The following is a 25,669-nucleotide window of genomic DNA, read 5'->3' as shown; positions in this document are numbered from 1 at the left end:
TTTTTACTATAGAAAAGAACCAAGTAGCACTTCATTACTACTTGGTTCTCTTTTTAAGCTTGTTCTTCAAATCGTCTTGCGATTTCTACAATTACTTGAACAGCTTTTTCCATAGTATCTACCGAAACATACTCAAATTTACCGTGATAGTTTTCACCACCAGTGAAAATATTTGGCGTTGGTAATCCCATATATGATAATTGCGATCCATCTGTTCCACCGCGAATTGGATGAATATTCGGTTCAATATTTAAACTTTTCATTGCCTCATACGCAATATCAACAATTTCTCTCACCGGTTCAATTTTTTCAAGCATATTATAATACTGATCATTCATCTCTAAAACGATTGCATCTTCGCCGTACTTCTCTTGCATGTTTTTCACAATATCTTTAATGTTATTTTTACGCGCTTCAAAATGATTACGATCAAAATCTCGAATAATATAGTAAGCTTTACTTTGCTCGACATCACCATTTAAAGAGAGTAAATGATAAAAACCTTCATATCCCTCTGTATATTCTGGCGCCTCTTCTACTGGCAACTGTCTATCGAATTCCATAGCGAGTTTACTTGCGTTACGCATTTTGTTTTTCGCTGTTCCAGGATGGGTATTTGTCCCTCTAAAAGTTAATTTGGCACTTGCAGCGTTAAAACTCTCATATTCTAAACCACCTAATGGACCTCCGTCCATTGTATAAGCAAACGATGCACCAAACGCTTCTACATCAAAATGCGATGGTCCACGGCCAATTTCTTCATCCGGTGTGAACGCTACTCTTATTTTCCCATGCTTAATTTGCGGATTATGTATTAAATAATTCATTGCGACCATGATTTCTGTAAGACCAGCTTTATCATCTGCTCCAAGAAGTGTTGTACCATCAGTTGTAATAATTGTATGTCCTTTATATGATGGTAATTCCGGGAACTGTTCAGGTGTTAACACAACATTTAATTCTTCATTTAACGTAATCGCATTACCATCAAAATTTTCATGAATTTGTGGTTTTACGTTTTCCCCTGTAAAATCTGTTGCTGTGTCTAAATGAGCTAAAAAGCCGATTACAGGAACATCCTTATCTGTATTAGCAGGCAGTGTTGCCATTACGTAACCATTTTCATCCATCGTCACTTCTGATAACCCAATCTCTTTCAACTCTTCCACTAATAACTTACCAAACTCAATTTGCCCTGGTGTTGTAGGCACTGTATGACTTTCTTCATTTGATTGTGTATCAATCTTTACATATCTCGTAAATCTTTCAATAAGTTCTTGTTTCAAATTCGTTCACTCCTTTTATAGTTCTCTCTCTATTATAATCCTTATAACGAAATATTTTAACTTTTTTGACTGTGGAAATATATATCCATTTACATTTTTAATAAATCATAAAAAGACATAATATTTGTACATTGAAATTCAAACATGTAATATACATCATTATATATTGGGAGGTTTTAAAGATGAGGCTAACTCTCTTTCGCTATTTTCTTTTTTTCCTAGGATTAATTTTTTTTGGACTTGGAAATGCTCTCGCAGTCAAAGTTAAATTCCTCGGTTTACATCCTTGGGAAGTTTTAAATATGGCTCTCTACCAACGGTTTGGGTGGACAATTGGTACTTGGAGTGTCATATGTGGATTATGTCTCGTTCTTATCTCTTTACTAGTAGATCGAAAATATATAAACGTGGGCACATTTTTAAATGCACTACTTATCGGTCCTATTATGGACTTTTTCTTACAATCAAAAATCCTTCCAAACGCTAGTGATTATTTATGGATAAACTTACTCATTTTATTTTTTGGTATTGCAATTACAGGAATTGGGGGCGGCATGTACGTCGCGGCTGGCATTGGTGCTGGACCCCGCGATGGATTCATGCTTACCATTTCTGACAAAACTGGGTTATCTATTAGCCGTGCTCGAATCATTGTAGAATGCTTTGTACTAGTCATTGGATTCATGCTAGGAGGTCCTGTTTTTATCGTAACTTTTCTATACACTTTTATTCAAAGTCCAATATTCCAGCATTCATTTAAGGTATTTCAAAAACTCTTACATACTTTAAATAACAAAAACAAAGAACGTATTAGTGAAAATATTTAAAACTCAACTTAATGCAAAAGAGTGTGTTTTAAAAGTAATTTTTAAAACACACTCCATATATCCCATTTCATTCTTCTCTCCATAATCTCTCTACATTCATTAATTGCTCTTCTTTAAATTCTAGCTTATATATATCCGGTTTGGATATATTCATTAAAAATTCAAGTCCATATTGATTATCAAAATAGTTCATCATTAGTGTCATTACAAGCCCATGTGTACCAATTACAATTTTATGTCCTTGAAAATTCATTAATATTTCTTTTAACACTCTCACTACTCTTCGCTGACAATCCGCATATGACTCGCCATCTGTCAGTGCATATTCTGGATTAAAAAACATCTCCTTTACAAGTGGGTACACTTCCTTATCCGATATAATTTTATTTTCATTTGAAAACTTACACTCTTTAAGATCTTCATATACTAACATTTCTTTTTCATGGAGATTCGCTGACTCTTCTATCGTTAACATAGCTCTCTTATACGGACTTGAAATGAAAGTATTAATTCCCTCTGTTTCTAATATCTCAGTTATTCTTTGAGCATCTAAAATTCCCTTCTCAGTTAATCCACGTGTTCTTTCATTTCCTTCTAATTTTGGCGATTCACCATGCCTAACCATATAGATATATGTATTCATAATTCCTCCCTTTTCTATATCCCTCTTTAAAGACATGACTATCAACTCATAAGAATATACGTTCTTATTTCATATCTTTCCAGAACAAATTATCAAATGTTAATCTTCAGATAAATTCACAAAAAAGCTTCCCCTTGATTTTATCCCATTCAAGGAAGCTTATATATATTTTCTTTTACACTATCAAAACTCGAAACGTCTTTCTCCTCTAGTTTCGCCACACCTCATTCTTCTATTTTCATCAATACAATTCTCCAACCATCCGGATCTTCTATCGTTATCCCCTTTTCTTTCCAATACGGATTTTCTGGTTCTACTTCACCATACCCCATTGTATGCAGCCTTTTACTCACTTTTTTCATTTCACTATCTTCTCGCATGTAAAATACAAGTAAGTTATCTTTTGTTGGAGCTGAACATGGGCTCCCATCTATATATCTTGTAAATTCTAAATGATATTCTTCATCTGGTAGTCCAAACATGACGCCATCGTAACCTTCATGACCGTAAAATTCACCTATACGCTTTAAACCTAATCCTTTTTCATAGAATGCTATAACCTCTTCAAACTTATCTGTTGGACGTGCTATTCGAAACTTCACCCAATTTTTCATGCTTTTCCTCCCATACTAAAAACGTAATGAATGACTATATTTTATTGTATATACTTAAAACATTTTTGAAATCCCTCATTAGTATGAAAATAGATACATACAAAGGTGTTACTTACTAGCCTATAACAATCAAAAACTCACCTAGAAAGAAAATCCCATCATTTTATATGCAAATTTGCATCTCCACTTGCAAAGCACTAAAAAACCTTTAAAATATACTGGATGACTAAATATACAATTCCCATCTAAAATCTTGATACACTAAAAATCATTAAATGTAGTGTTTTTTCATTTTCAAGAATTATTGCACTCTTATTTTTTCCTTATAAGCATGCTTTTTATAAGGAAATCTGATACAATCCTTAAGTGATATTATTATGTACAGATATTACGAATATAGTACATACTTAAAGAAGGTGATTTTTTTGAAATTAAATAAAAATTTACAGCTATGTATATTAATCACAACATTAATATGCTATTCAATCTATTTTATGTTTTTCTTTCTGTTCCCTACTAATTTTTCAAATTTCAATGTACGCTTCGCTTCACTCATCGTTGAAGTCATTACATTTATATCGCTAATTTACTCTATATACTCTAAAAAAGTTAGTTCAAATCCTTTTTGGATATGTATTACAATTGCAATTGGTAGTTTTTTATTAGGAAAAGTAGTATATACGTATCAAGATACCTTTTTCGAACTTCCAATACATCATTTTACTATTTCTGATGTATTTTACATGTTTTTTCTATTCTTCTGCCTTATCGCTTTTTGCTATAAGATTTTAAAAGAATGCAATAAATGGGAAAAAGCTTTCTTTATTTGTGATATATGTATAGTACTTACTTCCATATTCACATTAGAATGGTATTTATTTAATCAGCCAAATTTAAATATATTTTCACTTTCACTCGGAGATATTTTCCTTTCATTTCTATATCCAATTGCAGATCTATTATTTCTTCTACTAGGTGTTAGTCTCTTTTTCCGCCCAACAATTTTTAAGTCCAAGCGGAAAATTTATATCTTTATTTTTGTATTGATTAGTTCTGCAACTTTTAACTATATTTATTTTTACTTAAATACCCATTTATCAACTGACACTATAACATTTTTACGTCTTTTATATAGAATACCTATATTGCTTATCGCAATAGCTGGGTCTATTTCAGAAGATGATAATAGCCATAAAAATTATTTCATTGTAAACCCTATACTAGGAAAAAAAGTATTAGTCGTATTTCCCTATCTTGCTGTTGCAATACTAATCGGGTTTACATTAAAAGAACAAACATCGTCTTCAACTCTCATTACAGGAAATTGTATCGCTTTTGTTTTCGTACTTATTCGCCATTCTATTGTGCGTATGCAAAACGACACCCTAACAAAACGTTTACAAGTATTTAATGCTCAACTAGAAGAAAAAGTTACTTTAAGAACTTCTGATTTAGTCCATAAATCAGAGGCCCTATCTCAGAAACAACAAAAATTCAAATCATTATATGAATATCATCCTGATCCCATTTTTACGATTGATTTAAATGGAATATTCTTAAATGTAAATAAAGCAGGAAGCATACTACTTGGAGCACCAACGAACGAGTTACTTGGTGAGACATGTTTTTCTATTATTTTAGATGCAGATAAACATAAACTGATATCTGCATTAGAAAAAGTTAAACAACAAGAATCAGCATCCTTACAACTTAGTTCTCAATATAAAGATGGCTTTACTTATTTTTTATACGTTACCATCGTTCCTATTATGATAGATGGACAAATTTCAGGAAGCTATATTATGGTAAAGGATATTACCGCACTAAAAAAACAACAAGAAGAAATAAAATATTTAGCATTCCACGATACTGTAACGAAAATTGGGAACCGATCCTTTTTCCATAGGAAGTTAAGAAAATTTATAAAAAATGCTCAAACAACACAAAGTGAGTTTGCATTATTATATTTAGATTTAGATCGCTTTAAAGTAATTAACGATACACTTGGACATTCGTCAGGTGATTACATACTAGAAGAAGTAGCAAAACGTTTCCAATCATGTCTTCCATCACATACTCATCTGTCAAGAATCGGTGGTGATGAGTTTACAATTTTAATTGAAAACTATACTGACGAAGATTCCTTATTCGAGTTATGTAACCAATTATTTGAAAGCATGGAAAAGCCGTTTGTCATACATGAGCATAAATTAACTTTATCACTGAGTATCGGTATCTCCATTTATCCACATTCCGGAATCGATACCGCTACACTTCTGAAAAACGCTAATGTTGCAATGTATGATGCAAAGGCAAAAGAGCTTAACTCTGTCTCTATTTATGACGATGTAATCGCTAAAAAAATCGAAAGACGATTACGATTAGAAAAAGATTTACCAAACGCAATACAAAATGAAGAATTGTTCCTTTTGTATCAACCTCAAGTTGATAGTGAATCTAATAAAATTATCGGTGCAGAAGCTTTAATCAGGTGGAATCATCCTGAATTAGGTGTTATTTCTCCATACGAGTTTATTCCGATTGCAGAAGAAACACTACAAATTATTCCAATAGGAAAATGGACATTACAGCAGGCTTGTGAGCAAATGAAACGTTGGCACGCACTCGGATATTCGCATTTAAAAATAGGGGTAAATTTATCTGCTAAAGAATTTGAACAAGAAGGCTTTGTAAAATCTATTTCTTCTACTTTAGCAACTACAGGCTTACCAGCAAGTTCCCTTGATCTAGAATTAACAGAACGAATTGCAATGATGGATGAGAGAGAAACATTGATAAAACTGCGTACACTAAAAAGTTTAGGGATTCACATTTCAATCGACGACTTTGGTACAGGCTATTCTTCCCTAGCCTACTTACCTTTATATCCAATCGATACGTTAAAAATCCCAAGAGAATTTATTACAATGTCTGAAACGTGTGAAGATGGAATGGAAATCATTAAAACAATCATCACATTAGCAAATACATTAGGAATGTCTGTCATTGCTGAAGGCGTAGAAACGAAAGAACACGTAAATTTCCTTCAAAAAAATAAATGTCAGTTTATTCAAGGTTACTATTACAGTAAACCTATTTATGCCAATGCATTTACTAAGCTGTTAGAAAACGGTATTCGTCCATAGTAAATCAAAATGCATATAACTCTATACGGAATGTAATCGTTATAGGTAATAATGAATTTGAACAACTATAGTAAAAAGGAAAGAAAATAATTTCTTTCCTTTTTTTATTATTTAACTACTTCATTTATTAAATCTATTAATTGATGAATTCCCTCCTCATTTGTTTTCTTAAATCCATTCATGTTTTGAATATATCTCTCCTTATTTACATACAACTTATTTACCACATCTGTAAATGTACTGGTGCTTATTCTATCTTGAAGTAATACTTCCGCATATCCTTGCCTAGAAAAATAGTCAGCATTTAAAACTTGATCCCCTCTACTGGAACCATTAGTTAACGGAATAAGCAACATCGGTTTCTTCAAAAATAACAATTCAGAAATAGCAGTAGAACCAGCCCTGGAAACTACAACACTTGCCATATTCAGTATATGTGGCAACTCTTCCCCTATATATTCAAATTGCATATAACCTTCCATTCCGATAGAAGGATCCACCTTCCCTTTACCACACATATGAACAATATTAAAACTTAATAATAATGTATCTAAACTTTTCCTTACCATATCATTTATCCACTTAGCACCTTGACTCCCACCCATTATTAACAATACCGGTTTATCTTGCTGAAATTCACAATACCTTCTTCCTCGTAATACGTTACCTCTCTCAATTTCTTCCCTTACAATTGGTCCTACATAAACCTTTTTCTCATTACTTACATTCTTCCCTGTATGAGGGAATGTTGTGCATAGTTTTGTAGCAAAAGGTAATGCTATTTTATTTGCAAGTCCTAAGGTGCTATCTGGTTCACGTATTACGATAGGTACACTATTTAACCATGCCCCTATTACTACAGGAACTGAAACAAATCCTCCTGCCGAAAAGATAACGTCAGGCTTTATTTTCTTAATTAATTTATAACTTTGTAAGCAGCCTTTTATAATTTTAAAAGGATCTTTAAAGTTCTCCCAATCCCAATATCTCCGGAGCTTCCCCGTTGAAATACTATTGTACTTAACATTTTGAACTAATAATTTTTCAATTCCATTTTGAGATCCAATATACTCAACTCCCCATCCTTTTTCCATAAATTTAGGAATCAATACCATATTAATCATTACGTGTCCGGCTGTACCGCCCCCAGTAAAGAGAATCTTTTTATTCATAACTTATATCCACCTTTATCATTTAAAGTCTAGCTTTATAGTAATCTTTCAAATGTACATTAACTTACTATGATTTATATAAATCTTTAACTCCAGACCTATGTCTTGCAAAAGATCTTTGATGAGTTCATAAAAATCATTTCCATACTCACTACATTCATACTGAGTAAAGACTTGGATTACAGGCCTAGTTCCTGTATATATTGTTTTGGGTTTTCGATTAACCTTTTCCACATATGCTCGACATGTATTTATCGCCTCATAGATGCGCAAAACATGTCCTTCTTCATCTTTCCAATCCAGCGTATCAACAATCGAAAGCGATAGCATATTTTGATTATTTATAGTCTCATAACAATTCATATATTTCTTACATCCTTTTATATTTTTCATTAAATGCAGATGTCACTACACTTCGCATACTCAAGTACATCTTTTAATGATTGCTGAAATGGGATTTCTGGAACCCAACCTAACTTTTTTATATCCTCTAATACTAAACTTTCATTTGAGCCGCTCTCACTATTCTCTGTTTCTTTTATAGTAAAATTCAACTGTGTTAATCCTTTATATTGTTCCAATACATCTAATAAAGAGCGTTTTACTCCTGATCCAATATTATATTGTTTTCCATTTATACCATCATGTAATAACACATGATACGCTTTAACTGCATCACGTACATCTAGAAAGTCTCTACTATCTTTCAAACTGTTTACTTCAATAATCGCTTTACTTCTACCCGATTCTATATCTATCATTTTTTTTGCGAGAATTGAACAAACACCATTCGATACTCCTGGACCAATTAAATTTGAGGGCTTTGCAATGATAATATTTGAATCCATTAATCCGCCCCAAGCCTCCGCAATAATGACTTGCATAGTTTTACTTAAACTATATGGATTTGAAACTTTTATGTTTTTCATACTATCTGCTTGCAATGCAGATCCTATAACTAATGTTTTACAATGCGAGGCTTCCTGCTTAATGGCTTCTAATAAATATAAAGTCCCTATTACGTTAATCTCTATATATTCCAAAGAAGCTGTCCAAGACTCATTAACTGAGTTTCTTCCTGCTAAATGCAATACATAGTCTGGTTTTATTTGTTTAATTACCTTCATTACTTCACTCTTATTTGTTAAATCACAAGTAATACCATTTTCGATTTTTTCTCTATGTGAACGATTTTGAAACATAGGAATTACATGAAAGCCCTGCTCTAAAAAATATTGGCAAGCATGACGTCCTGTGAAGCCATTTGCACCAGTTATTAAAAGGCTCGCATTTCTTTTCATCGTAAAAACCCTCCTTTTTCTAACATTTGTTTCACCTCATGTTTTGTAAGTAAGTCTTGTTGAGAACTAAAACTCTTCACATCCACAAGCGGATAACTAGCATAATATTCTTGAAGTCCTTCTATAGGAATAGTCGGTAGTACCACAAAATAATTTTGATCAAAACTAATACTTGTTTTACTCTCTACCTCAGATAAAAGCATTTCACTTAATTTTTCACCAGGTCTTATCCCTACCTCTTTTATCTTCACGCTTTCTTTTTTCGAATCTTCAATCAATATTCTTGCTAAATCCGTTATTTTACATGCTGGCATTTTCATAACAAAGATTTCTCCTCCTCTTCCTTCAGATGCTGCTTTAAATAACAATCCAACAGCATCTTCAATGGTTAAGAAAAATCTAGTCATATTTGCATCGGTAATCCCTACTTTTGAAGATTGCTTAATTTGCTTTTTAAAAAGCGGTACCACACTTCCACTCGTTCCTAGAACATTTCCGCCACGAACACAAATGAATTTTGTTTTCTTCGTTTGCACATTCGCATGAACCATTAATTTTTCACCAATTGCTTTTGTCATCCCATACGTATTTGATGGATCCGCCGCTTTATCAGTTGAAACATATATAACTTTCTCAACTTGATTCTGGATAGATGCTTCAATTACATTTTGCGTACCATGTATATTTGTTTTTATAGCTTCATAAGGATAATATTCACATACTGGAACATGCTTTAAAGCTGCAAGATGAAATACATAATGTACACCTTGGCAAGCATATACTAGTTGCTCTTTATCACGAATATCTCCAATAATAAATTTCAATCTCTCTTCATTTATAAACTGTTGCTGCATTTCAAACTGAACCGTTTCATTCCTTGAAAAAACTCTAATTTCTTTCGGTGATTTTTCTAATAGTTGTTTTATAAGTTCGTGTCCCCACGAACCTGTACCACCAGTAATTAAAATTATTTTATTAAGCATTCCTTTTCCTCCTACCATACATTTCAATTCAAATTGTATTTATTAAGGTTATTGAATTATTTTCAATTGATTCAAATCATAATCGTCGTTTGTTACATTTAATTGACAAAATAAAAAAACAGAAACTATTTTTTAATAGTTTCTGTTTTTCATTTCACTTCTTAGCAATTAGATTTTCTTTATACTGTTTGAATGATAACTATATTACTGGTTTAAAAAACACCGCTCATTTATTTCTTATACTCGTAATAAAATAAAGTGAAACTTTAATTAGTGGGGATTTTGTCCATCCCCCACTGATTATTAGTTGAATCAATCGGGCTTTTACGAGCAGCCCCACCCTCACCTAACTTCTTTGCTTTAGCCGACTTTTGAGATGGGAGTCTTACTGCTCGTTAATAGCGAGATAAATGGAATGATTCATAACCAATACCACATTTAAACTCATAGAAAAGGGAGGTAATGGAATGTACCAAAGCAATTCAAACAATACATCTAAAGAATTCTCAAAAGCACTCCCTCTCTCCCTATTCGACGTGAAAAACGAGTTACAACAAAAAAGCGATCTCATCTCTTCTGTTACCATATATAAATTAACGAAAGAAGAGCAACTTATCATCGATAAAATTAAAGCTCAGACAAAAGAACTAAATAAAAATAACGTCACAAGAACACGTGCATACTACCAATTTTACATTCAATATCCAGAAATACATTGGGCACTACTTGGGCATATCGTATCACGTAACGGTGGCTGGAATATGACAGATTTAAAGGGAGATTTATATACGAGGCTTTTATCCGAGAAAGATCAAATTACATTTTTCTCTTTTTTAGAAAGAGGAAATTGGCTCATTTTTCAAGATGTATATCCTCAATTTTTACTATATGAGCAAAGTGTAAAAAAATCAAAAAAGCTATTTCACCTTCTCACTCACTTAAATGTTTCTACATTTATGGAAACAATGTGGAACGATTTTTGGAAAACAGGTAACAAAAAAACATTAGCGATCGCAACTATTGTTAATGAACAAAACTACTTAGAAAAAAGAGTTATTCAAAATGCACACTTTAAAAAGACTGTATTAAATAGTATTGGATTTAAACTCTTTGATTTTTTTCAGTTTAATCATATCCTTTTCCCATTTTACGAAAATGATAAAAAGCAAAAAGTATTACTATTTGGTGATACAATGAAACATTTCACTTCTTTGCATGAACGAATTTCACTTGGAAAACGGTTGTATTCATTGTTATTTCGGGATACACATATTTTATCTCAAATAATAAACTGGGTCCATCACCATCCACATACAGGCTCAAGAAAAGATTACTGGCCTCATTTATTTTCTAGTGTAAATGAATCTTTTTCGCGTGAGTTTTATAAACGCCGAATAAAGAAATGCCAGCTACGTAGTGACGCGTATCGTATATACAGCCCTGCACTCATCTATGCATGGCGGGATATGAAACATGAAGAAGTTGAAAATGAAGATTGGTTTAACGATTGGCAAGTTGTAAATTATTTAGTTGATAAGGAGGAAAATATAAATGGACAAATTACAGAAGACTACTGCAAAACACTCGAAAAAATTGAACTCGCAATTCTCGCAAAGAAAAATGTCCTCCTTCGAGAAGAAGAATGATTTTTTAGCATTATTAGTTACAGTCTTACTTTCTTCTATTATTGGAACTTGCTTAGATGCTTTCTTTGTGCATACACAAATATATTCCTTTCCAGTTAGACCTTTCTCATCTATATTTTCAGTTAACATAGGCTTTACGTTGTTTGTGCTACCAATTTTAACAATCATTTTCATACAAATTTCAAAAACATTATCTGCAGTTTCTAGAACTCTATTTATTATTTTAATAGGGCTTTGTGCTAGTATTTTTGAACAAGTTGCTGAGAGGTTAGGTTTATTTGTACATAACGGGAATTGGCATCATGCTTATTCTTTATTTGGATATATCATTTTCTTTTCTCTTATTTGGAAATTATATACTTGGATGCAAAAATAAAGAGACCGTTATAATAACGGTCTCTCCTTAAGCATAATCTTCAGTCACTGCTACTGAACGACTTTGAAGGCTTTTTGATCGCAAACGATATGCAACTACTTTCTTCTTATATTGCTTTACTACATCAACGTGTTCCTCGTAGCTATATATAGAAAATCTAATCTCTCTTTTTCCTTTCTTCGTCTCCATGACTATCGGTGTACCATTCCCTTGCGGCGGAAAATAATGTTTATCTAAAAATAAAGCCTCGTTAAATTCATGAATAACTTGCAGTTTCATTTCTCCTTCTATACTTTCCCCATCTACCGTTACAGTAGTATTTTCCTCATCAAGTTTTTGGTGTAACTCAAATCTACTAATAATTGATTCTACAACAGAAGTTGGCATACTAGAAACTAGTACTTTAAGAGCACCAAAAATAAATAATGTAACTATAAACCATGTTGTCATTTTAATCATCTCCATTACGCTCTAAAATGAGTAGTGTTATGCTCCTTATTACGATTCATTAATTTTCAAAATAAAAATTTCACTCCATAAGGTACTAATATACTAATAAGTATCCCTGTTACAATCATCGTTACCGAACCGATAGTTGCCTCTTTCTCTCCTTCTTTCACTAGACGGCTCACACCAATAATATGTGATGCACAGCCCATCCCCACTCCTTTTCCAATCGTACTTGTTATTCGGAAAAACTTAAGTACTGTCGGTCCGATAATAGCACCTGTTATTCCTGCAACAACTACAAAACTAGAAGTCATAGATGGAATGCCACCAATTTGATCCGCTAATGAAATGGCAATAGGCATTGTCGCTAATTGTGGTAAAGTTGTTAATATAAGTTCCTTATCTATATTTAAAATTCCACCAATCACTATATTCATACTCGTTAAAGCCACTATACCTATCACTACGCCGATTAGTATCGCTAAAAAGTTTTTCATAAGTATCTTTCGCTCTTTAAATAGAGGTATGGCTAACGCTACAATTGCAGGACTCAAAAAACCTGAAAGAATGTCTCCCCCATTTTCCTTATACTCATGATGAGAAATACCAAATATCAAAAATAAGCAAATCATAATTGCTGTAACTGTTAATACCGGTAACGTAAATGGAAACGTAAATTTTTCATATAACTTTGTCGCCAATAAATAAATTACTACAGTAATAATAATTAAGACCATTTGAATCGTGCACCTTGTCGATTTTATTTTTTTGATGTTACTAATAATTGACTTACATACCCTGAAACAATCAATGTTACTACCGTACTTGCAATTACTAAAAGGAATATAACACTCCCCTTACTTAAAAGAAAAGATCCATATTCCATTAATCCTGTTGTCGAAGGAATTAGAAATAACGGTAAAAATACTATTAACTTTTCTGCCCCTACCTCAAACCACTTTAATGGAAAAATACGAGTAGAAAGGAGTAGAAACAATATTAACATCCCTATTAAACTTCCTGGCATCGACAGATGGAATACTCCTTGAATCCACGTACCAGCTAAGCTAAACACATATAGCACGCCTACTTGAAGTAAAAGCGTCACGTACTTCATTTCTTTCCCTCATTTCCATATTACGCTTCGCTATTATGAAATCTCATTTAATGTTTCCGCAAACCTTGTAACTCCAAGCTGAATTTGTTCTACATTCGCTCTGCCAAAAGTAAATCGGATATATTCACTTTTCGAACCTAGGACGCTTCCTGGGACAAATGCTACACCATTTTGTATAGATTCACCTAGTAAATGATATTCATCAAACGTTCCTTGCACTTTGCACCATAAATGTATTCCGCCCTCAGGAACAAAAAATTCAATCTGATCCCCTAATATTTCTTCAAGCTTTCTAATTAACTCATCTCTTCTTTGTTTCAGTTGTCCACGGAGCATCGTAATATGCGTATGAAAATCCTCAGATTCTAAAAATTGGTTCGCTACCCACTGTGTAAATACACTATGACCGAAATCAACTTGCTGCTTCGCATCTGCCAATCTCTCAATTACGCGCGTGGGGCCAATTACCCAACCAATACGTAATCCTGATGCAACAATTTTTGATAATGAGCTCACATAAAGAACATTCCCATTTTGATCCATCGATTTCAATGTTGGATTCACTTCTCCAGTAAAAGAAGTCAAACTATACGGATCATCTTCTACAATCGGTATACCAAATTCAGAAGATAGTTCTAAAACCTTTTTACGTCTTGCCAATGAAAGTACCGTTCCAGTTGGATTTTGATAATCCGGATTTAAAAACACCATACGAATGCGATGCTTTTTGTGCAAATCGATTAAGTCATCTGGATTCATACCATGCTGATCAACTGGTAAACGGAATATTTTTAAACCTGCTGATTTAAACATCGGAAGTGAATAACAATAGGAGGGATCCTCAATTGCAATCGCATCTCCAGGCTTTAACAAACATTGAACGATAAGATTAAGTGCTTGCTGAGCTCCAGATGTAATAAGAATAGAGCTTGAATCTGCTTCTATTTGTTTATATTGCTCGACATGTGCCGCAATGGTTTTTCGCAACATTTCATTTCCAAGCGGATGGTCATAACCGAGATTTCCCATAAATGTTTTCTCCGACAAAATTGTTCGAAATCTATCACTCGGAATTAAATCTGATGACAATTCACCACTCGCTAAATTGATTAAATCATCTTTTTGTGTTTCCGTTCGAATTTGTTGAACAAGTGGTACATTAGGTAAGAACGATCCATCCTCAACGTACCTACCCCAGTTCGGTATTCGTTTATGTGACACACCCCATATATCTGTATTCACCCGAGTGCCGCTTCCTTTTTTCCGTTCTACTACCCCAAGTGATTTCAATTCCTCATAAGCAGCTACGACCGTACTCCGGTTCACTTGTAAATTCTGTGCTAACATACGCTCGGAAGGTAATTTTCTATCAGAAGGGAATTCACCGGTAGAAATGCCTCTTTCAATGTAATCAGCAATTTGTTTATAAACTGGTATCTTATCTTCACGATTCGGTTGCCATTCCATTTAGTTCCCTCCTCTCCAAGCTGGTGTCCTGAACTCATTAATAACAGTATTCACTGCAAAAATGGTATTAATCAAGCGCATGATTTAAAAATGCCTCTACCGTCACATTAAAGCTAGTAGGCTGTTCTAAATAAGGCAAGTGCCCACTATTTTTCAACTCAACGAAAGTCACGTTTCTCAGGTGTTTTTCAAATTCTCTCACATACTTTTCCGGAACAAAATAATCATTCTCTCCTCGTATTATTAATGCAGGACATGCAATGTTAGAGAGGTATGGTCTTTGATCGTAATCAACTAATTCAGCGAATAGCCTTTGAATATGCGTCGGATGAATCGTTTGTAGGGATTGATGAAATCCTCGGACAATTGCATCATTATCTTCTACTCCCATTGCTCTCAATAACGTATCAGCCCAAGTTTTCCCTTTATCCTGCAAGCTAAGTAAATCATATACTTCAAGTCGTTCTTTACGATCTGCCGGTTCTAAATAGGGAAATGCATTTACAACAATTAAGCTAGAAACAAAACGTGGATATTGAATAGCAAAATCGATACCCACTCTAGCTCCTTTTGAAAGACCACAAATTGTTACTGATTTTAGCTTTAAATGATTACATAACTCATATAAAACATTTGAATATTCTTTAAAACTAATTTCCATCCCTTCGGATTTCCCATGCCCAGGTAAATCGAGTGAGATTACGGTCCATGTCTTCTTGAAGTATTTTCTTTGATATAACCAATTATTCGAATTTCCTCCAAGACCGTGTAAAAACAATATGACAGGACCCGATCCTTCTATATTGTAAAAAATCTTTCGATTCTTATATTCAAAATACATATTCATCACCTTCAGATGTAGCATCACATATTTTTATCTTTGAATGAATATATCCAAAACGGTTCTCTTTCTAACCACTCAACTGTGCCTGAAATACCGTCTTCATACTCCCTTTCCAGCTCATCCACTTTAGTTGTAAATTGTGATGCATGTGCTCGTAATGCTTCCAATTTTTTCGGAACATATTTTTTCACTTCATTTTTAAAATCTGGAGGTCCTATTTCGTCTTCATGATTTTTCGAAAAAGCTACAGCATAAAAGGCTGGTCGTTTACTTTCCGAAATATTAGCTAAGGCCTCTACTACTGCTTCCCCAGTTGCATCGTGATCCGGATGAACTGCATACCCAGGATAGAAAGAAATAACTACAGAAGGATCCAATTCTTCAATACAGTTTTGAATCAAGCTTCTTAATTTTCCAGGCTCTTCAAATTCAAGAGTTTTATCACGATATCCCATCATACGTAAATCTTCAATCCCTAAAATATTTGTAGCTCGCTTTAACTCTTTCTCTCTAATTGTATATAAAGATTCACGAGTTGCAAAAGGTGGATTCCCCATCGCTCTCCCCATTTCACCAAGTGTTAAGCAAACATAAGTAAGAGGGACTTTCTGCTCAGTATAAGCCAAAATTGTTCCAGCCACGCAATACGACTCATCATCCGGATGCGGGAAAACAACTAAAACGTGGCGCTCATTTTTCATCAATATATTAACTCCTTCATCATATACAAACTTTATAAAATAACGACCGCATACCAAGTAACTCCTACAAGAAGCACTAAAAGAAGAATGACATAGATAGCGGATAAGTTTTTCACATTCCTCTTTGTAGACTTACCGTAATTCTCCTCTACATTTCGTGCGACTAGTACGGTCCCAAACAGTGATACAACTACAATAATAACAACTAGTGAAATCGCAAAACTCATTGTCTTCCACCTCTCTAAGGCCAGTCTATTTTAAAGCATGAATAAAATACTACCTTTCTTCTCTTATCATAATAGAAGTTTGTAAAAAACGGACCAACCACTTTTGTGTTTTTTTGCTCATCCACTTTAAAAATAAAAAGCAACTGCTCACTTAGGACCAGTTGCTTTTTTACAAGGCTACTTATATTCATTTTCAATTAAAATTAATTCGATTTAAAAGTTTGGTCTTTTCATAATGAAACATTGATTGAGATAGCTCGAAAATTGTTCCATTTACAAGATAAACTGTATTTTCAATAAGAAGCGCTGGATCACCTACATTTAGTTCTAAAAGCTTTGCATTTTCTTTATTTATTTTTTCACAACTAATAACTTTATCGGCAAAGCCAATATTTAATCGTAAATCCTCAATGAAATAACTGTATACAGAACTTAATGCTATTTCTTCATTCAAATAAGGAATGATATCTTTTTTGAAATAACTTACTTCAATAGAGAATGGTTTACCGTCTACAATTCTTAAACGCTTCAAAAAATATAGTCTAGTTCCAATCTCACATTGCATCCGTTCTACTATCTCTTCATTTGCCTCTATTACTTCAATCTCTAGCACTTTCGTTTCAATATTTTGTGAAACGAGATTTTTCGTTAATCCACGTAAACTTCCTAAATTAATGTAATCTGTTACAGAAGTTTCACGTAAAAACATACCACTACCTTGCACTTGAAAAATATAACCTCTATTCACAAGTTGACTAATTACTTTACGTATCGTATTACGGCTTACTTCAAATCGATTCATCAACGCTTCTTCTGTAGGTAATTTTTTCGTTTCATTAAAAAGCCCATCTCGAATGTTTTGCTCTAACACATCTGCAATTTGTTTATACTTTGCACTCATACACTTTCTCCTAAAATACTCTTTTATCTGTTATAACTCTTCTCCTCTCGTTTCGATCACATGTTTATACCAATGAAACGAAAGTTTCTTCTTACGTTTTAAGTTATCATTATGATCGACAAAAATAAAGCCATATTGCTTTTTATATCCATTTAACCAACTTAACAAATCAATAACTGACCATGCATAATAACCTTTTAAATTAATTCCCTCTTGAATTGCACACTTCATTACTTTTAAATGCTCTTCAATAAATTTAATTCGCGGAACATCTACAATTTCTCCGTCAATGATTGGATCTTCATCACCAAGTCCATTTTCCGTTACATACATCTTTATGTCACCGTAACGCGCTTTCAACATATGCAATCCATCTAAGAAACCTTCGGGAGATATTTCCCAACCCCATTTGGTATATGTTTTATCATCCATTTTTACTGTTCGATAAAAACCATCAAAAGAAGGATTACCTGGAGCAAGTGTTGAGTTTTCTCGAGAATGCTCCTCGCTCTTTATATCCATATCATATCTTTCTACTCGTATTGGCTGATAATAATTCAAGCCGATAAAATCATTTTTTTCGGCATTTTGTTTAATGATTTCTAATTCTTCAACCGTCCAATTAGGAGTCCACCCATTTTCCTTTAATTGTTGTACAACATAAGACGGATACTCACCTTTTAAAACTGGATCGTAGTACCAATACGTTTCATATTCATTCGCATGATTTGCTGCTAGTATATTTTCTTTTTGATCATCCACACTATAAGCAGGTAAGAAAACATGTGTAATCCCTATCTCCCCATACTGTTTCAGCTGCTTGTACACCGCAACTGTTTTCGCATGCGCATAAAATACATAATGAGTCGCTTGAAAATACTTTGGAACATCATTTTGTATTCCTGGTGGATGTGCACCTTTTAAATAGCCTAATCCACAAAACATCACTGTTTCATTAAAAGTAATCCAATGTTTCACTCTATCACCAAATGCCTTAAAGCAAATTTCTGCATACTTTACAAAAGCCTCTGCTGTTCGTTTATTCGTCCACCCACCATCTTTTTCTAACGGTAATGGTAGATCCCAATGATATAAAGTGGCAAACGGTACAATCCCGTACTTTAAACATTCATCAATTAAATTATTATAAAATTCAATTCCTTTTTCATTTACCTCTCCATCTCCAGTCGGCAATATTCTCGCCCAAGAAATCGAAAAACGATACGATTCCAATCCCATCTCAGCCATTAAACGAACATCTTCCTTATATCGATGATAATGATCAACCGCTACATCACCATTTGTTCCATCGTATGTTTTGCCAGGAATTTTTGAAAACTCATCCCAATTCGTAACACCTTTTCCATCCTCATTCCATGCACCTTCTACTTGATAAGAAGCTGAAGCAGCTCCGAATAAAAAATCATGTGGAAACTTCATAATATATACCTCCGTTTCATTACAACAAATCAAATTCATTACTACATATAAAATTTATAGGTACAAATTTTATATGTAGTAATTATAGCTTAAGTTTCGATTTTTTTCTATCATGAACATACGATATGTAAAACTATATTTGATGTTAATTTTTAGAAAACAAAAAAGAAGCGACGTATTTCATCGCTTCTTACTATGACAATCTTTACTCTTTTACAAGTGACTTATTCGCTCTTATAACTTCTTGATAAAGTATTGGGGACCATTTTTCATTTATATAATCTTGAATTACCCAGCCCACTCTCGTAGGATTCTTTTGCTTCATATAGCTTGCAATTTCAGGATTTATGTAGGACGCATAATAATATGGACTATTCCATGCTGTACCACCAGAAGACAAGCTTGTAAAATTAATATATAGATGATTACACTCTTCACTGTTGTTAATCGTTTCATTTATAGTATCTTTAATAGATGTTACTTTCTCATCATAACTCACTTTATATTTATCTTGTACTGTTACATTTACATTTTGATTTACAGTTGTCGTAAACGTGTCATTATCTGCCCAATAAAAATTATTATATCCTCCAGATTCATTACTACCACTGTATCTTTTGAGTAGCACAATTTTCCCTCGAGCATCTCCAAGTCTTATATTCCCTTCTGTTTTTAAAAAGATAGGATCAAGAAAATAATTTTTTTCAAACGTACTACTAAATGAATCTTCTGCCCCTTTCATATCCTCATACTCTTTTTTTAAAGACATAATAATCGTTTCACTTGGATTATCTTTTAAAAATTGTTTCGCTTCATTTATAAATTCATGCAATGTTACATAAAGATATAATGGCCCATGATGAAGAACTATCGTATTATCATCTGTTAAACGCCCTCTAATATCAAAAATTCTAGCTCCGTGATCCATTTGGTAACGAAAATTATATTCTTGCGTCATTCCCCATACTTGCTTTATCGGATTTTGCAACTTGAACGTTCCACTATCATGTGTTCCTGGAATTGAAATTCGTGCTAACGGTACGTTATCGGGTATAGGTTGCATCCATTTTGACCAGTTTTCAAGCCCATTACCAGCGCTAGCAGCAACTGCTTGCTTATCATTGAAAGCAAATACAAATGTGCTAAGTATAGTACTACATATGAATAATTTCAAAATAAACTTCTTATTGCTCATTTTTATTCCTCTCTCTTTCCGTTTTATATCACACTTATTGAATATAACATAAGCTACTTAATAAATAACATTTCATAAATATGGAATATTGCATATAAGTAAAATTTAAAAACATCCACATATTCTCATCTCAATGCATTAAAAAAATTTAATATCCCTTTTCACTAGATAAATTATAGTAATCAACAACTCGGACTTCAATGGGCTTTCATATGCAATATTTCATATTTGGGTCCTACATGATATAAATAAAAAACTTATAATGATTATTTATTCCATACGTGCTAATATACTTATATTAAAATGTAAATACATACCTTATATACTCTGAACTACATTACTCAACAGTTAAAACTTAATTTTTTATTGGGAGGATTTACAATGAAATTATTAAAAATAAAACATATAATTCCTTTATCTGCGGCAGCAATTACATTCGTATGTAATCAAGGTGTAGCTGAGGCTTCCACCATTCATACAGTAAAAAAGAATGATACACTTTGGGGTATCAGTAAACAATATGGAGTTTCAATACAATCTATTAAACAAGCAAATAATAAAGGAAAAGATCAAACTTTTATTGGTGAACAGTTACATATTCCAGGATCCATGAAATCAAATGAGGTCACTGTTCATCAAAACGACAAACCTAAGAACATCTCTGGACAAATTATTTATCAAGTACAGCCGGGAGATTCATTAGAAATTATAGCAAAGCGTTACAATGTTACCGTTCAATCTATAAAACAAATTAACAATACAGTCGGAAACAAGCTTTATACAGGACAACATTTAAAAATCAATTCAAGTATTTCAGAAAAAGAAAAAGACTTAATGGCACGCTTAGTTACTGCTGAGGCAGGTGGCGAATCATATAAAGGAAAAGTAGCGGTGGCGAAAGTTATCTTGAATCGTGTAAATGCAAATAGTTTTCCAAATACAATAACAGGTGTTATTTATGAACCTATTAAACGCGGATATGCATTTACTCCTGTTACCGATGGTAGAATTAATCAGCCTGCAAGCGCAGAAGCAAAAATGGCAGTAGAAGAGGCTATCTCTACAAATGGAATACATTCTGATTGGCTTTATTTTTACAATCCAAAAACTTCAACAAACAAATGGATTACGACACGTCAAACAGTAGCGGTAATCGGTAACCACGTCTTCGCTAAATAAAACTATAATTCTCTTCAAATTTATGCACTTAACAACTATTTCAAATGATTAGCAGACCTCTTCACTTAAAAGGTCTGTTTTTTATATGTAAGATTTTATTAATCATATGACATAGTGATCATTTAAAACTATTTCTTCTTTCAAATAAAAACATTTGTATTTACTCCACCACTCGGAGAAATTAAAAAAGCATCAAGTTCAAAAACTCCCTCTTTATTAATAAAAGCTATTTCTTAACTTCATAAAAGTGTTATACACTAAGAAAATAAAAAACAAACTATTCGTTAGCAGGTGAAAGAATATGTATGATGTTACAATTATCGGAGCTGGAGTAAGTAGCATCTTTATGGCTTATTCATTAGCCCAAAGTAACAAAAAGATTTTAATTCTTGATAAAGGTAAAGCGCTAAAAGATCGCCATTGTCCTTTAGACCAAGGAAAAGTGTGTAATTGTACTACATGTGATAAATATTTCGGATTTGGTGGTTTAGGAAAATCCGAAGGGAAATTTAATTATACAAATGGATTTGGTGGGGAACTTGAGCAAAAAGTAGGTAAAAAAGCTTTTATACAACTCATGGCCGAAGTAGATGAAATTCTATGTCAGTTTGGTGGAAGTTCCGTTTCAAAATATTCTACAGAAAATCTAAATCTCACTAAGAGAGCTGAAGCGTGTGGTTTACAAATGCTCACAACAGAAGTAAGGCATCTTGGCACTACACTTTCAAGTAACATTTTTCAGCAGCTCTACGAATTTTTACTTACGAAAATAAATATCCGATTTCATATAGATGTAGAGCATATCATAAGGCAGAAAGATCATTTTAGAATAGCTACAAATCAAGGGATAGTTCAATCTAAGCAACTCGTATTTGCAACAGGACGTTCCGGGGCTGATTGGTTAAAAGAAATGTGCTCTTCCCTTGAAATTGCACAGGAACAAACCCGTATAGATTTAGGTATTAGGGTAGAGATGAAAGAACATCAATTACGTTCTATATTAAAAGATACATTTGAGACGAAACTTTCTTATCAGCATGAACATTTCACGGCTACTACTTACTGTATGAATCCAAAAGGACGCATTATTCGAAAGTACGAAGAAGGTTTAGTTATGCCTGACGGTCAAAATTTTCGAGAGCAAGGAACTGGCACTTCTAACTTAAATTTCACTTTATTTATCCCACTCTATTTTCCAACTCTCAAAGAAGCCAATGTATACGCAAGTTCAATTATTAAAAGCATTAACCAGGGACGAGATCGGATTGTTATACAGCGTTTAGAGGACTTAATAAAGAAACAACCTACAGCGGAGAACAACATGAAACATAATCGTATACAGCCTACACTACACGGAGATTATGGAGATTTGAATGAAGAAATTCCTCAATTATATATTGAAGGACTCAAAAAATTTTTATTACGTTTAGAACAATTTATCCAAGAACCTATCGATAAAGATACTTTATTATATGGAATTGATGGAAAGTTCTATGCTCCTACAATAAAAATCAATAACCACTTTGAAACAAGTATGAATGGGCTATTTTTAATTGGAGATTGTTCAGGCGTCACTCACTCATTATCTCAAGCAGCTGCAAGTGGTCTGTATGTTGGAAAATATTTATCAGGTATTTAAACTTTTTAATTAAGATGCCAGTCAAATGTTTTAAGTTTCACCAACACTTTATTTATCTAATAATAGCTTTAACGAAATTATTATCCCTCCCCCGCTGATGATTAAGCCACAAAGAATCAGGATTTTACGGGATATATTGAAAACACATGAAAAACTACATTCTATATAGAATGTAGTTTTCTACTAATTAATATAACCGTTTTCTTCAAGTTGACTTTTCTGAAAATTTAAACTGATTGAATGTCAATAGTTTAAAAATCATCTATTCATTTTCACTTTCATTTGTTCGATATTTTGTAACATCGCCGTAGTGTTTAATATGTTAGGATGTCTATAAGTATTTTTTACTACGACTATGATTTTTTCTGCTCTGTTTCAAAAAAAATTAGATGTATGTTACTTCGCTTTAAAATTCTCCATTGTATGTATATGAATACTTCAAATTATTACCTTTAGAAAAATATAATCTAAATGGTTCACCACACTCTAATAGTTATAAAAACATAATATATAACCTTAGTTAAATAAACTCTATAAAGAAGGTGTAAAAATGAAGAATAAAATAAATTTACAAATGCAAAATATAAGCTTTGTTTTAATAATTGCTTTAGCAGTATGGTTAAAAACATATCTTATTACGCGATTCAGTTTTGATTTGAAAATTGAGTCTTCCACACAAGAACTTATTTTGTTTATTAGCCCTCTAGCTGCATCATTAGCATTTGTTGGATTAGCATTATTTGCAACCGGTGAAAAGAGAAATTATATAGCGCTATGTATTAATTTCTTATTAACTATAGTTCTCGTTGGAAATGTAATGTTCTATGATTTTTATAGCGATTTTGTTACGTTACCAGTACTTGGACAAACATCTAACTTTACACAGTTAGGCGGCAGTATTAAAGAAATATTAAACTACAAAATTATACTCGCATTCGTAGACATTATTTTCTTCTTTATTTTGTTAAAGAAGAAATCGATAGTCTTTAAAACAGGACGTGTAACTCATTCTGCACGCTTGTTATATTTTCTCTTAACGATTGCTGTATTTTTTGCGAATCTACATCTTGCAGAAAAAGAGCGCCCTGAATTATTAACGAGATCCTTCGACCGAGTAATGCTTGTTAAAAATTTAGGACTATATACTCATCAAGTATATGATTTAACACTACAAGTAAAAGCTGGATCCCAAAAGGCACTCGCAGATAGTAGTAAATTACAAGAAACTGAAAACTACGTAAAGGCAAACCATAGCGAGCCGAATCCTAACATGTTTGGTGCAGCTAAAGGAAAAAACGTAATTGTCGTTACTCTTGAATCCTTGCAAACCTTTTTAATAGGTGCATCCGTCAATGGTCAAGAAGTTACGCCATTCTTGAATGAATTCATAAATGAAAGCTATTACTTTGATAACTTTTTCCACCAAACTGGTCAAGGAAAAACATCAGATTCTGAATTTCTAATAGATACATCGTTGTATCCATTAAATCGAGGAGCTGTATTTTTCACGCACGGTAACAACGATTATACTGCGACTCCAGAAATTTTACGTCAGCAAGGCTATTTCACTTCTGTATTCCATGCGAATAACGCAACATTTTGGAATCGTAATATTATGTACTCCGCTCTTGGTTATGATCGTTACTATAATGAACTTGATTACAAAATTACGCCAGAAACAAATTTAAATTGGGGATTAAAAGATATCGAATACTTTGATCAATCAGTAGATATATTAAAAACTGTTGATCAACCATTTTACGCTCGTTTCCTTACTTTAACAAACCATTATCCATTTACGTATGATGAAGATACAAAATTCATTGAACCATACAACTCTGGTAATGGCGTATTTGATCGTTACATCGTAACAGCACGTTACTTAGACGAATCAATTAAAAAATTTATTGAGCGTTTAAAAGCCGAGGGAATGTATGATGATTCTATTATTGTGTTATACGGTGATCATTACGGCATTTCTGAAAAACATAATCGCGCAATGGCACAGTTTTTAGAAAAAGATCAAATAACAGAATTTGATACTTTAAATTTACAACGCACACCTTTATATATTCATATCCCTGGCCAAACAGAAGGTCAAACTATCTCAAAGCCTACGGGACAAATCGATATGAAACCTACTATTCTAAATTTATTAGGGATTGATACTACTAACGATATCCGTTTTGGCCATGATATGTTTTCAGATGAATATACCGGTTTTGTTGTTTTACGTGATGGTAGCTTTATTACAGACAAGTATGCATATACAAATCATACTTTTTATAATCGAGAAACAGGTGAGGTTGTAGATTTACCAAAAAAAGAAGCTCAAGAAATGATTAACCGTGCACAAAATGAATTACGAATGTCTGACAAAATTATTGAAGGCGATTTATTACGTTTCTCAGAAAGTAATAAAATTAAAACTGGAGAAGTAAAAACTAAAATTAAAGAAACTGAAAAGTAATCTATATAAAGAAAGGGAGCAACTCATTACGGTTGCTCCCTTTTC

Annotated in this window: 24 protein-coding genes; 7 read left to right on the top strand and 17 right to left on the bottom strand. The window is 32.9% G+C overall.

The window, feature by feature from the left end; genetic code table 11:
- Nucleotides 1-53: 53 nt before the first annotated feature.
- Complete coding sequence (pepT, locus tag MKX66_RS01055; RefSeq protein ID WP_002128664.1) at nucleotides 54-1,286, bottom strand: peptidase T; 1,233 nt, start codon at nucleotides 1,284-1,286, stop codon at nucleotides 54-56.
- 182 nt (nucleotides 1,287-1,468) lie between these two features.
- On the opposite strand from pepT, the gene MKX66_RS01050 reads away from it, so the two are divergent.
- Nucleotides 1,469-2,113, top strand: coding sequence for a YczE/YyaS/YitT family protein (locus tag MKX66_RS01050; RefSeq protein ID WP_002190457.1), 645 nt, complete (start codon nucleotides 1,469-1,471; stop codon nucleotides 2,111-2,113).
- Between the two features lie 67 nt (nucleotides 2,114-2,180).
- On the opposite strand, the gene MKX66_RS01045 is transcribed toward MKX66_RS01050, so the two are convergent.
- Together MKX66_RS01045 and MKX66_RS01040 are read right to left on the bottom strand one after the other, a co-directional pair.
- The gene (locus MKX66_RS01045; RefSeq protein WP_341085311.1) at nucleotides 2,181-2,756 is read right to left on the bottom strand and encodes a histidine phosphatase family protein; all 576 of its coding nucleotides are present in this window, start codon (nucleotides 2,754-2,756) and stop codon (nucleotides 2,181-2,183) included.
- A 224-nt stretch (nucleotides 2,757-2,980) separates the two neighbouring features.
- Nucleotides 2,981-3,370 (bottom strand): VOC family protein, encoded by a 390-nt coding sequence (locus tag MKX66_RS01040; RefSeq protein WP_341085310.1) that lies wholly within the window; start codon nucleotides 3,368-3,370, stop codon nucleotides 2,981-2,983.
- 425 nt (nucleotides 3,371-3,795) lie between these two features.
- Here MKX66_RS01040 and MKX66_RS01035 point away from each other — a divergent pair, with 425 nt between their 5' ends.
- Nucleotides 3,796-6,516: a putative bifunctional diguanylate cyclase/phosphodiesterase gene (locus MKX66_RS01035; RefSeq protein ID WP_131246444.1), complete on the top strand. Its 2,721-nt coding sequence runs from the start codon at nucleotides 3,796-3,798 to the stop codon at nucleotides 6,514-6,516.
- 107 nt (nucleotides 6,517-6,623) lie between these two features.
- Here MKX66_RS01035 and MKX66_RS01030 read toward each other — a convergent pair whose 3' ends face one another.
- The 4 genes from MKX66_RS01030 to MKX66_RS01015 are packed head-to-tail and all read right to left on the bottom strand — an operon-like array spanning nucleotide 6,624 to nucleotide 9,972.
- Complete coding sequence (locus MKX66_RS01030; RefSeq protein WP_061674386.1) at nucleotides 6,624-7,688, bottom strand: undecaprenyldiphospho-muramoylpentapeptide beta-N-acetylglucosaminyltransferase; 1,065 nt, start codon at nucleotides 7,686-7,688, stop codon at nucleotides 6,624-6,626.
- 48 nt (nucleotides 7,689-7,736) lie between these two features.
- The gene (locus MKX66_RS01025; protein WP_341085309.1) at nucleotides 7,737-8,051 is read right to left on the bottom strand and encodes a DUF6572 domain-containing protein; all 315 of its coding nucleotides are present in this window, start codon (nucleotides 8,049-8,051) and stop codon (nucleotides 7,737-7,739) included.
- Nucleotides 8,052-8,080: 29 nt separating this feature from the next.
- Nucleotides 8,081-8,989 (bottom strand): NAD-dependent epimerase/dehydratase family protein, encoded by a 909-nt coding sequence (locus MKX66_RS01020; RefSeq protein WP_341085306.1) that lies wholly within the window; start codon nucleotides 8,987-8,989, stop codon nucleotides 8,081-8,083.
- On the bottom strand, nucleotides 8,986-9,972 hold the full coding sequence (locus MKX66_RS01015; protein WP_088039991.1) for a UDP-N-acetylglucosamine 4,6-dehydratase family protein: 987 nt from the start codon (nucleotides 9,970-9,972) through the stop codon (nucleotides 8,986-8,988). The genes MKX66_RS01020 and MKX66_RS01015 overlap by 4 nt, the downstream gene beginning before the upstream one ends.
- A 467-nt stretch (nucleotides 9,973-10,439) precedes the next feature.
- On the opposite strand from MKX66_RS01015, the gene MKX66_RS01010 reads away from it, so the two are divergent.
- Together MKX66_RS01010 and MKX66_RS01005 are read left to right on the top strand one after the other, a co-directional pair.
- On the top strand, nucleotides 10,440-11,618 hold the full coding sequence (locus MKX66_RS01010; protein WP_215590101.1) for a DUF2515 domain-containing protein: 1,179 nt from the start codon (nucleotides 10,440-10,442) through the stop codon (nucleotides 11,616-11,618).
- Nucleotides 11,593-11,994: a CBO0543 family protein gene (locus MKX66_RS01005; protein WP_044442960.1), complete on the top strand. Its 402-nt coding sequence runs from the start codon at nucleotides 11,593-11,595 to the stop codon at nucleotides 11,992-11,994. Before MKX66_RS01010 ends, MKX66_RS01005 begins: the two co-directional genes overlap by 26 nt.
- Nucleotides 11,995-12,021: 27 nt before the next feature.
- Here MKX66_RS01005 and MKX66_RS01000 read toward each other — a convergent pair whose 3' ends face one another.
- From MKX66_RS01000 to MKX66_RS00955, 10 genes are all read right to left on the bottom strand, one after another.
- The gene (locus MKX66_RS01000) at nucleotides 12,022-12,444 is read right to left on the bottom strand and encodes a YfmQ family protein (RefSeq protein ID WP_002088014.1); all 423 of its coding nucleotides are present in this window, start codon (nucleotides 12,442-12,444) and stop codon (nucleotides 12,022-12,024) included.
- Between the two features lie 65 nt (nucleotides 12,445-12,509).
- A complete protein-coding gene (locus MKX66_RS00995) occupies nucleotides 12,510-13,181 on the bottom strand; it encodes an LrgB family protein (RefSeq protein ID WP_341085302.1) in 672 nt (223 codons plus the stop codon).
- 23 nt (nucleotides 13,182-13,204) lie between these two features.
- Nucleotides 13,205-13,561 (bottom strand): CidA/LrgA family holin-like protein, encoded by a 357-nt coding sequence (locus MKX66_RS00990; RefSeq protein WP_002190466.1) that lies wholly within the window; start codon nucleotides 13,559-13,561, stop codon nucleotides 13,205-13,207.
- 33 nt (nucleotides 13,562-13,594) lie between these two features.
- Nucleotides 13,595-15,028, bottom strand: a complete 1,434-nt coding sequence (pdxR, locus tag MKX66_RS00985) for a MocR-like pyridoxine biosynthesis transcription factor PdxR (RefSeq protein ID WP_215590102.1) — start codon at nucleotides 15,026-15,028, stop codon at nucleotides 13,595-13,597.
- Between the two features lie 67 nt (nucleotides 15,029-15,095).
- A complete protein-coding gene (locus tag MKX66_RS00980; RefSeq protein WP_002142829.1) occupies nucleotides 15,096-15,893 on the bottom strand; it encodes an alpha/beta fold hydrolase in 798 nt (265 codons plus the stop codon).
- Nucleotides 15,893-16,573 (bottom strand): bacillithiol biosynthesis deacetylase BshB2, encoded by a 681-nt coding sequence (gene bshB2 / locus MKX66_RS00975; protein ID WP_002033712.1) that lies wholly within the window; start codon nucleotides 16,571-16,573, stop codon nucleotides 15,893-15,895. Before bshB2 ends, MKX66_RS00980 begins: the two co-directional genes overlap by 1 nt.
- 32 nt (nucleotides 16,574-16,605) lie before the next feature.
- A complete protein-coding gene (locus MKX66_RS00970) occupies nucleotides 16,606-16,800 on the bottom strand; it encodes a hypothetical protein (protein ID WP_002033711.1) in 195 nt (64 codons plus the stop codon).
- Nucleotides 16,801-16,993: 193 nt separating this feature from the next.
- Nucleotides 16,994-17,701, bottom strand: a complete 708-nt coding sequence (locus MKX66_RS00965; protein ID WP_113769736.1) for a GntR family transcriptional regulator — start codon at nucleotides 17,699-17,701, stop codon at nucleotides 16,994-16,996.
- Nucleotides 17,702-17,731: 30 nt separating this feature from the next.
- Nucleotides 17,732-19,141, bottom strand: a complete 1,410-nt coding sequence (locus tag MKX66_RS00960; protein ID WP_002142831.1) for a glycoside hydrolase family 1 protein — start codon at nucleotides 19,139-19,141, stop codon at nucleotides 17,732-17,734.
- 205 nt (nucleotides 19,142-19,346) lie between these two features.
- A complete protein-coding gene (locus MKX66_RS00955) occupies nucleotides 19,347-20,336 on the bottom strand; it encodes a phosphatidylinositol-specific phospholipase C (protein WP_113769738.1) in 990 nt (329 codons plus the stop codon).
- 381 nt (nucleotides 20,337-20,717) lie between these two features.
- Between MKX66_RS00955 and MKX66_RS00950 the strand changes: the two genes are divergently transcribed.
- The 3 genes from MKX66_RS00950 (at nucleotide 20,718) to MKX66_RS00940 (ending at nucleotide 25,624) form a co-directional block, all read left to right on the top strand.
- Complete coding sequence (locus tag MKX66_RS00950) at nucleotides 20,718-21,515, top strand: cell wall hydrolase (protein ID WP_341085297.1); 798 nt, start codon at nucleotides 20,718-20,720, stop codon at nucleotides 21,513-21,515.
- A gap of 301 nt (nucleotides 21,516-21,816) precedes the next feature.
- A complete protein-coding gene (locus MKX66_RS00945; RefSeq protein WP_215590104.1) occupies nucleotides 21,817-23,154 on the top strand; it encodes an NAD(P)/FAD-dependent oxidoreductase in 1,338 nt (445 codons plus the stop codon).
- A gap of 550 nt (nucleotides 23,155-23,704) precedes the next feature.
- On the top strand, nucleotides 23,705-25,624 hold the full coding sequence (locus MKX66_RS00940; RefSeq protein WP_113710417.1) for an LTA synthase family protein: 1,920 nt from the start codon (nucleotides 23,705-23,707) through the stop codon (nucleotides 25,622-25,624).
- Nucleotides 25,625-25,669: the final 45 nt, after the last annotated feature.

This window comes from Bacillus sp. FSL R9-9530 (assembly GCF_038008145.1).
GTDB classification, from domain to species: domain Bacteria; phylum Bacillota; class Bacilli; order Bacillales; family Bacillaceae_G; genus Bacillus_A; species Bacillus_A mycoides.
This window is presented reverse-complemented; position numbering and strand designations above follow the sequence as displayed.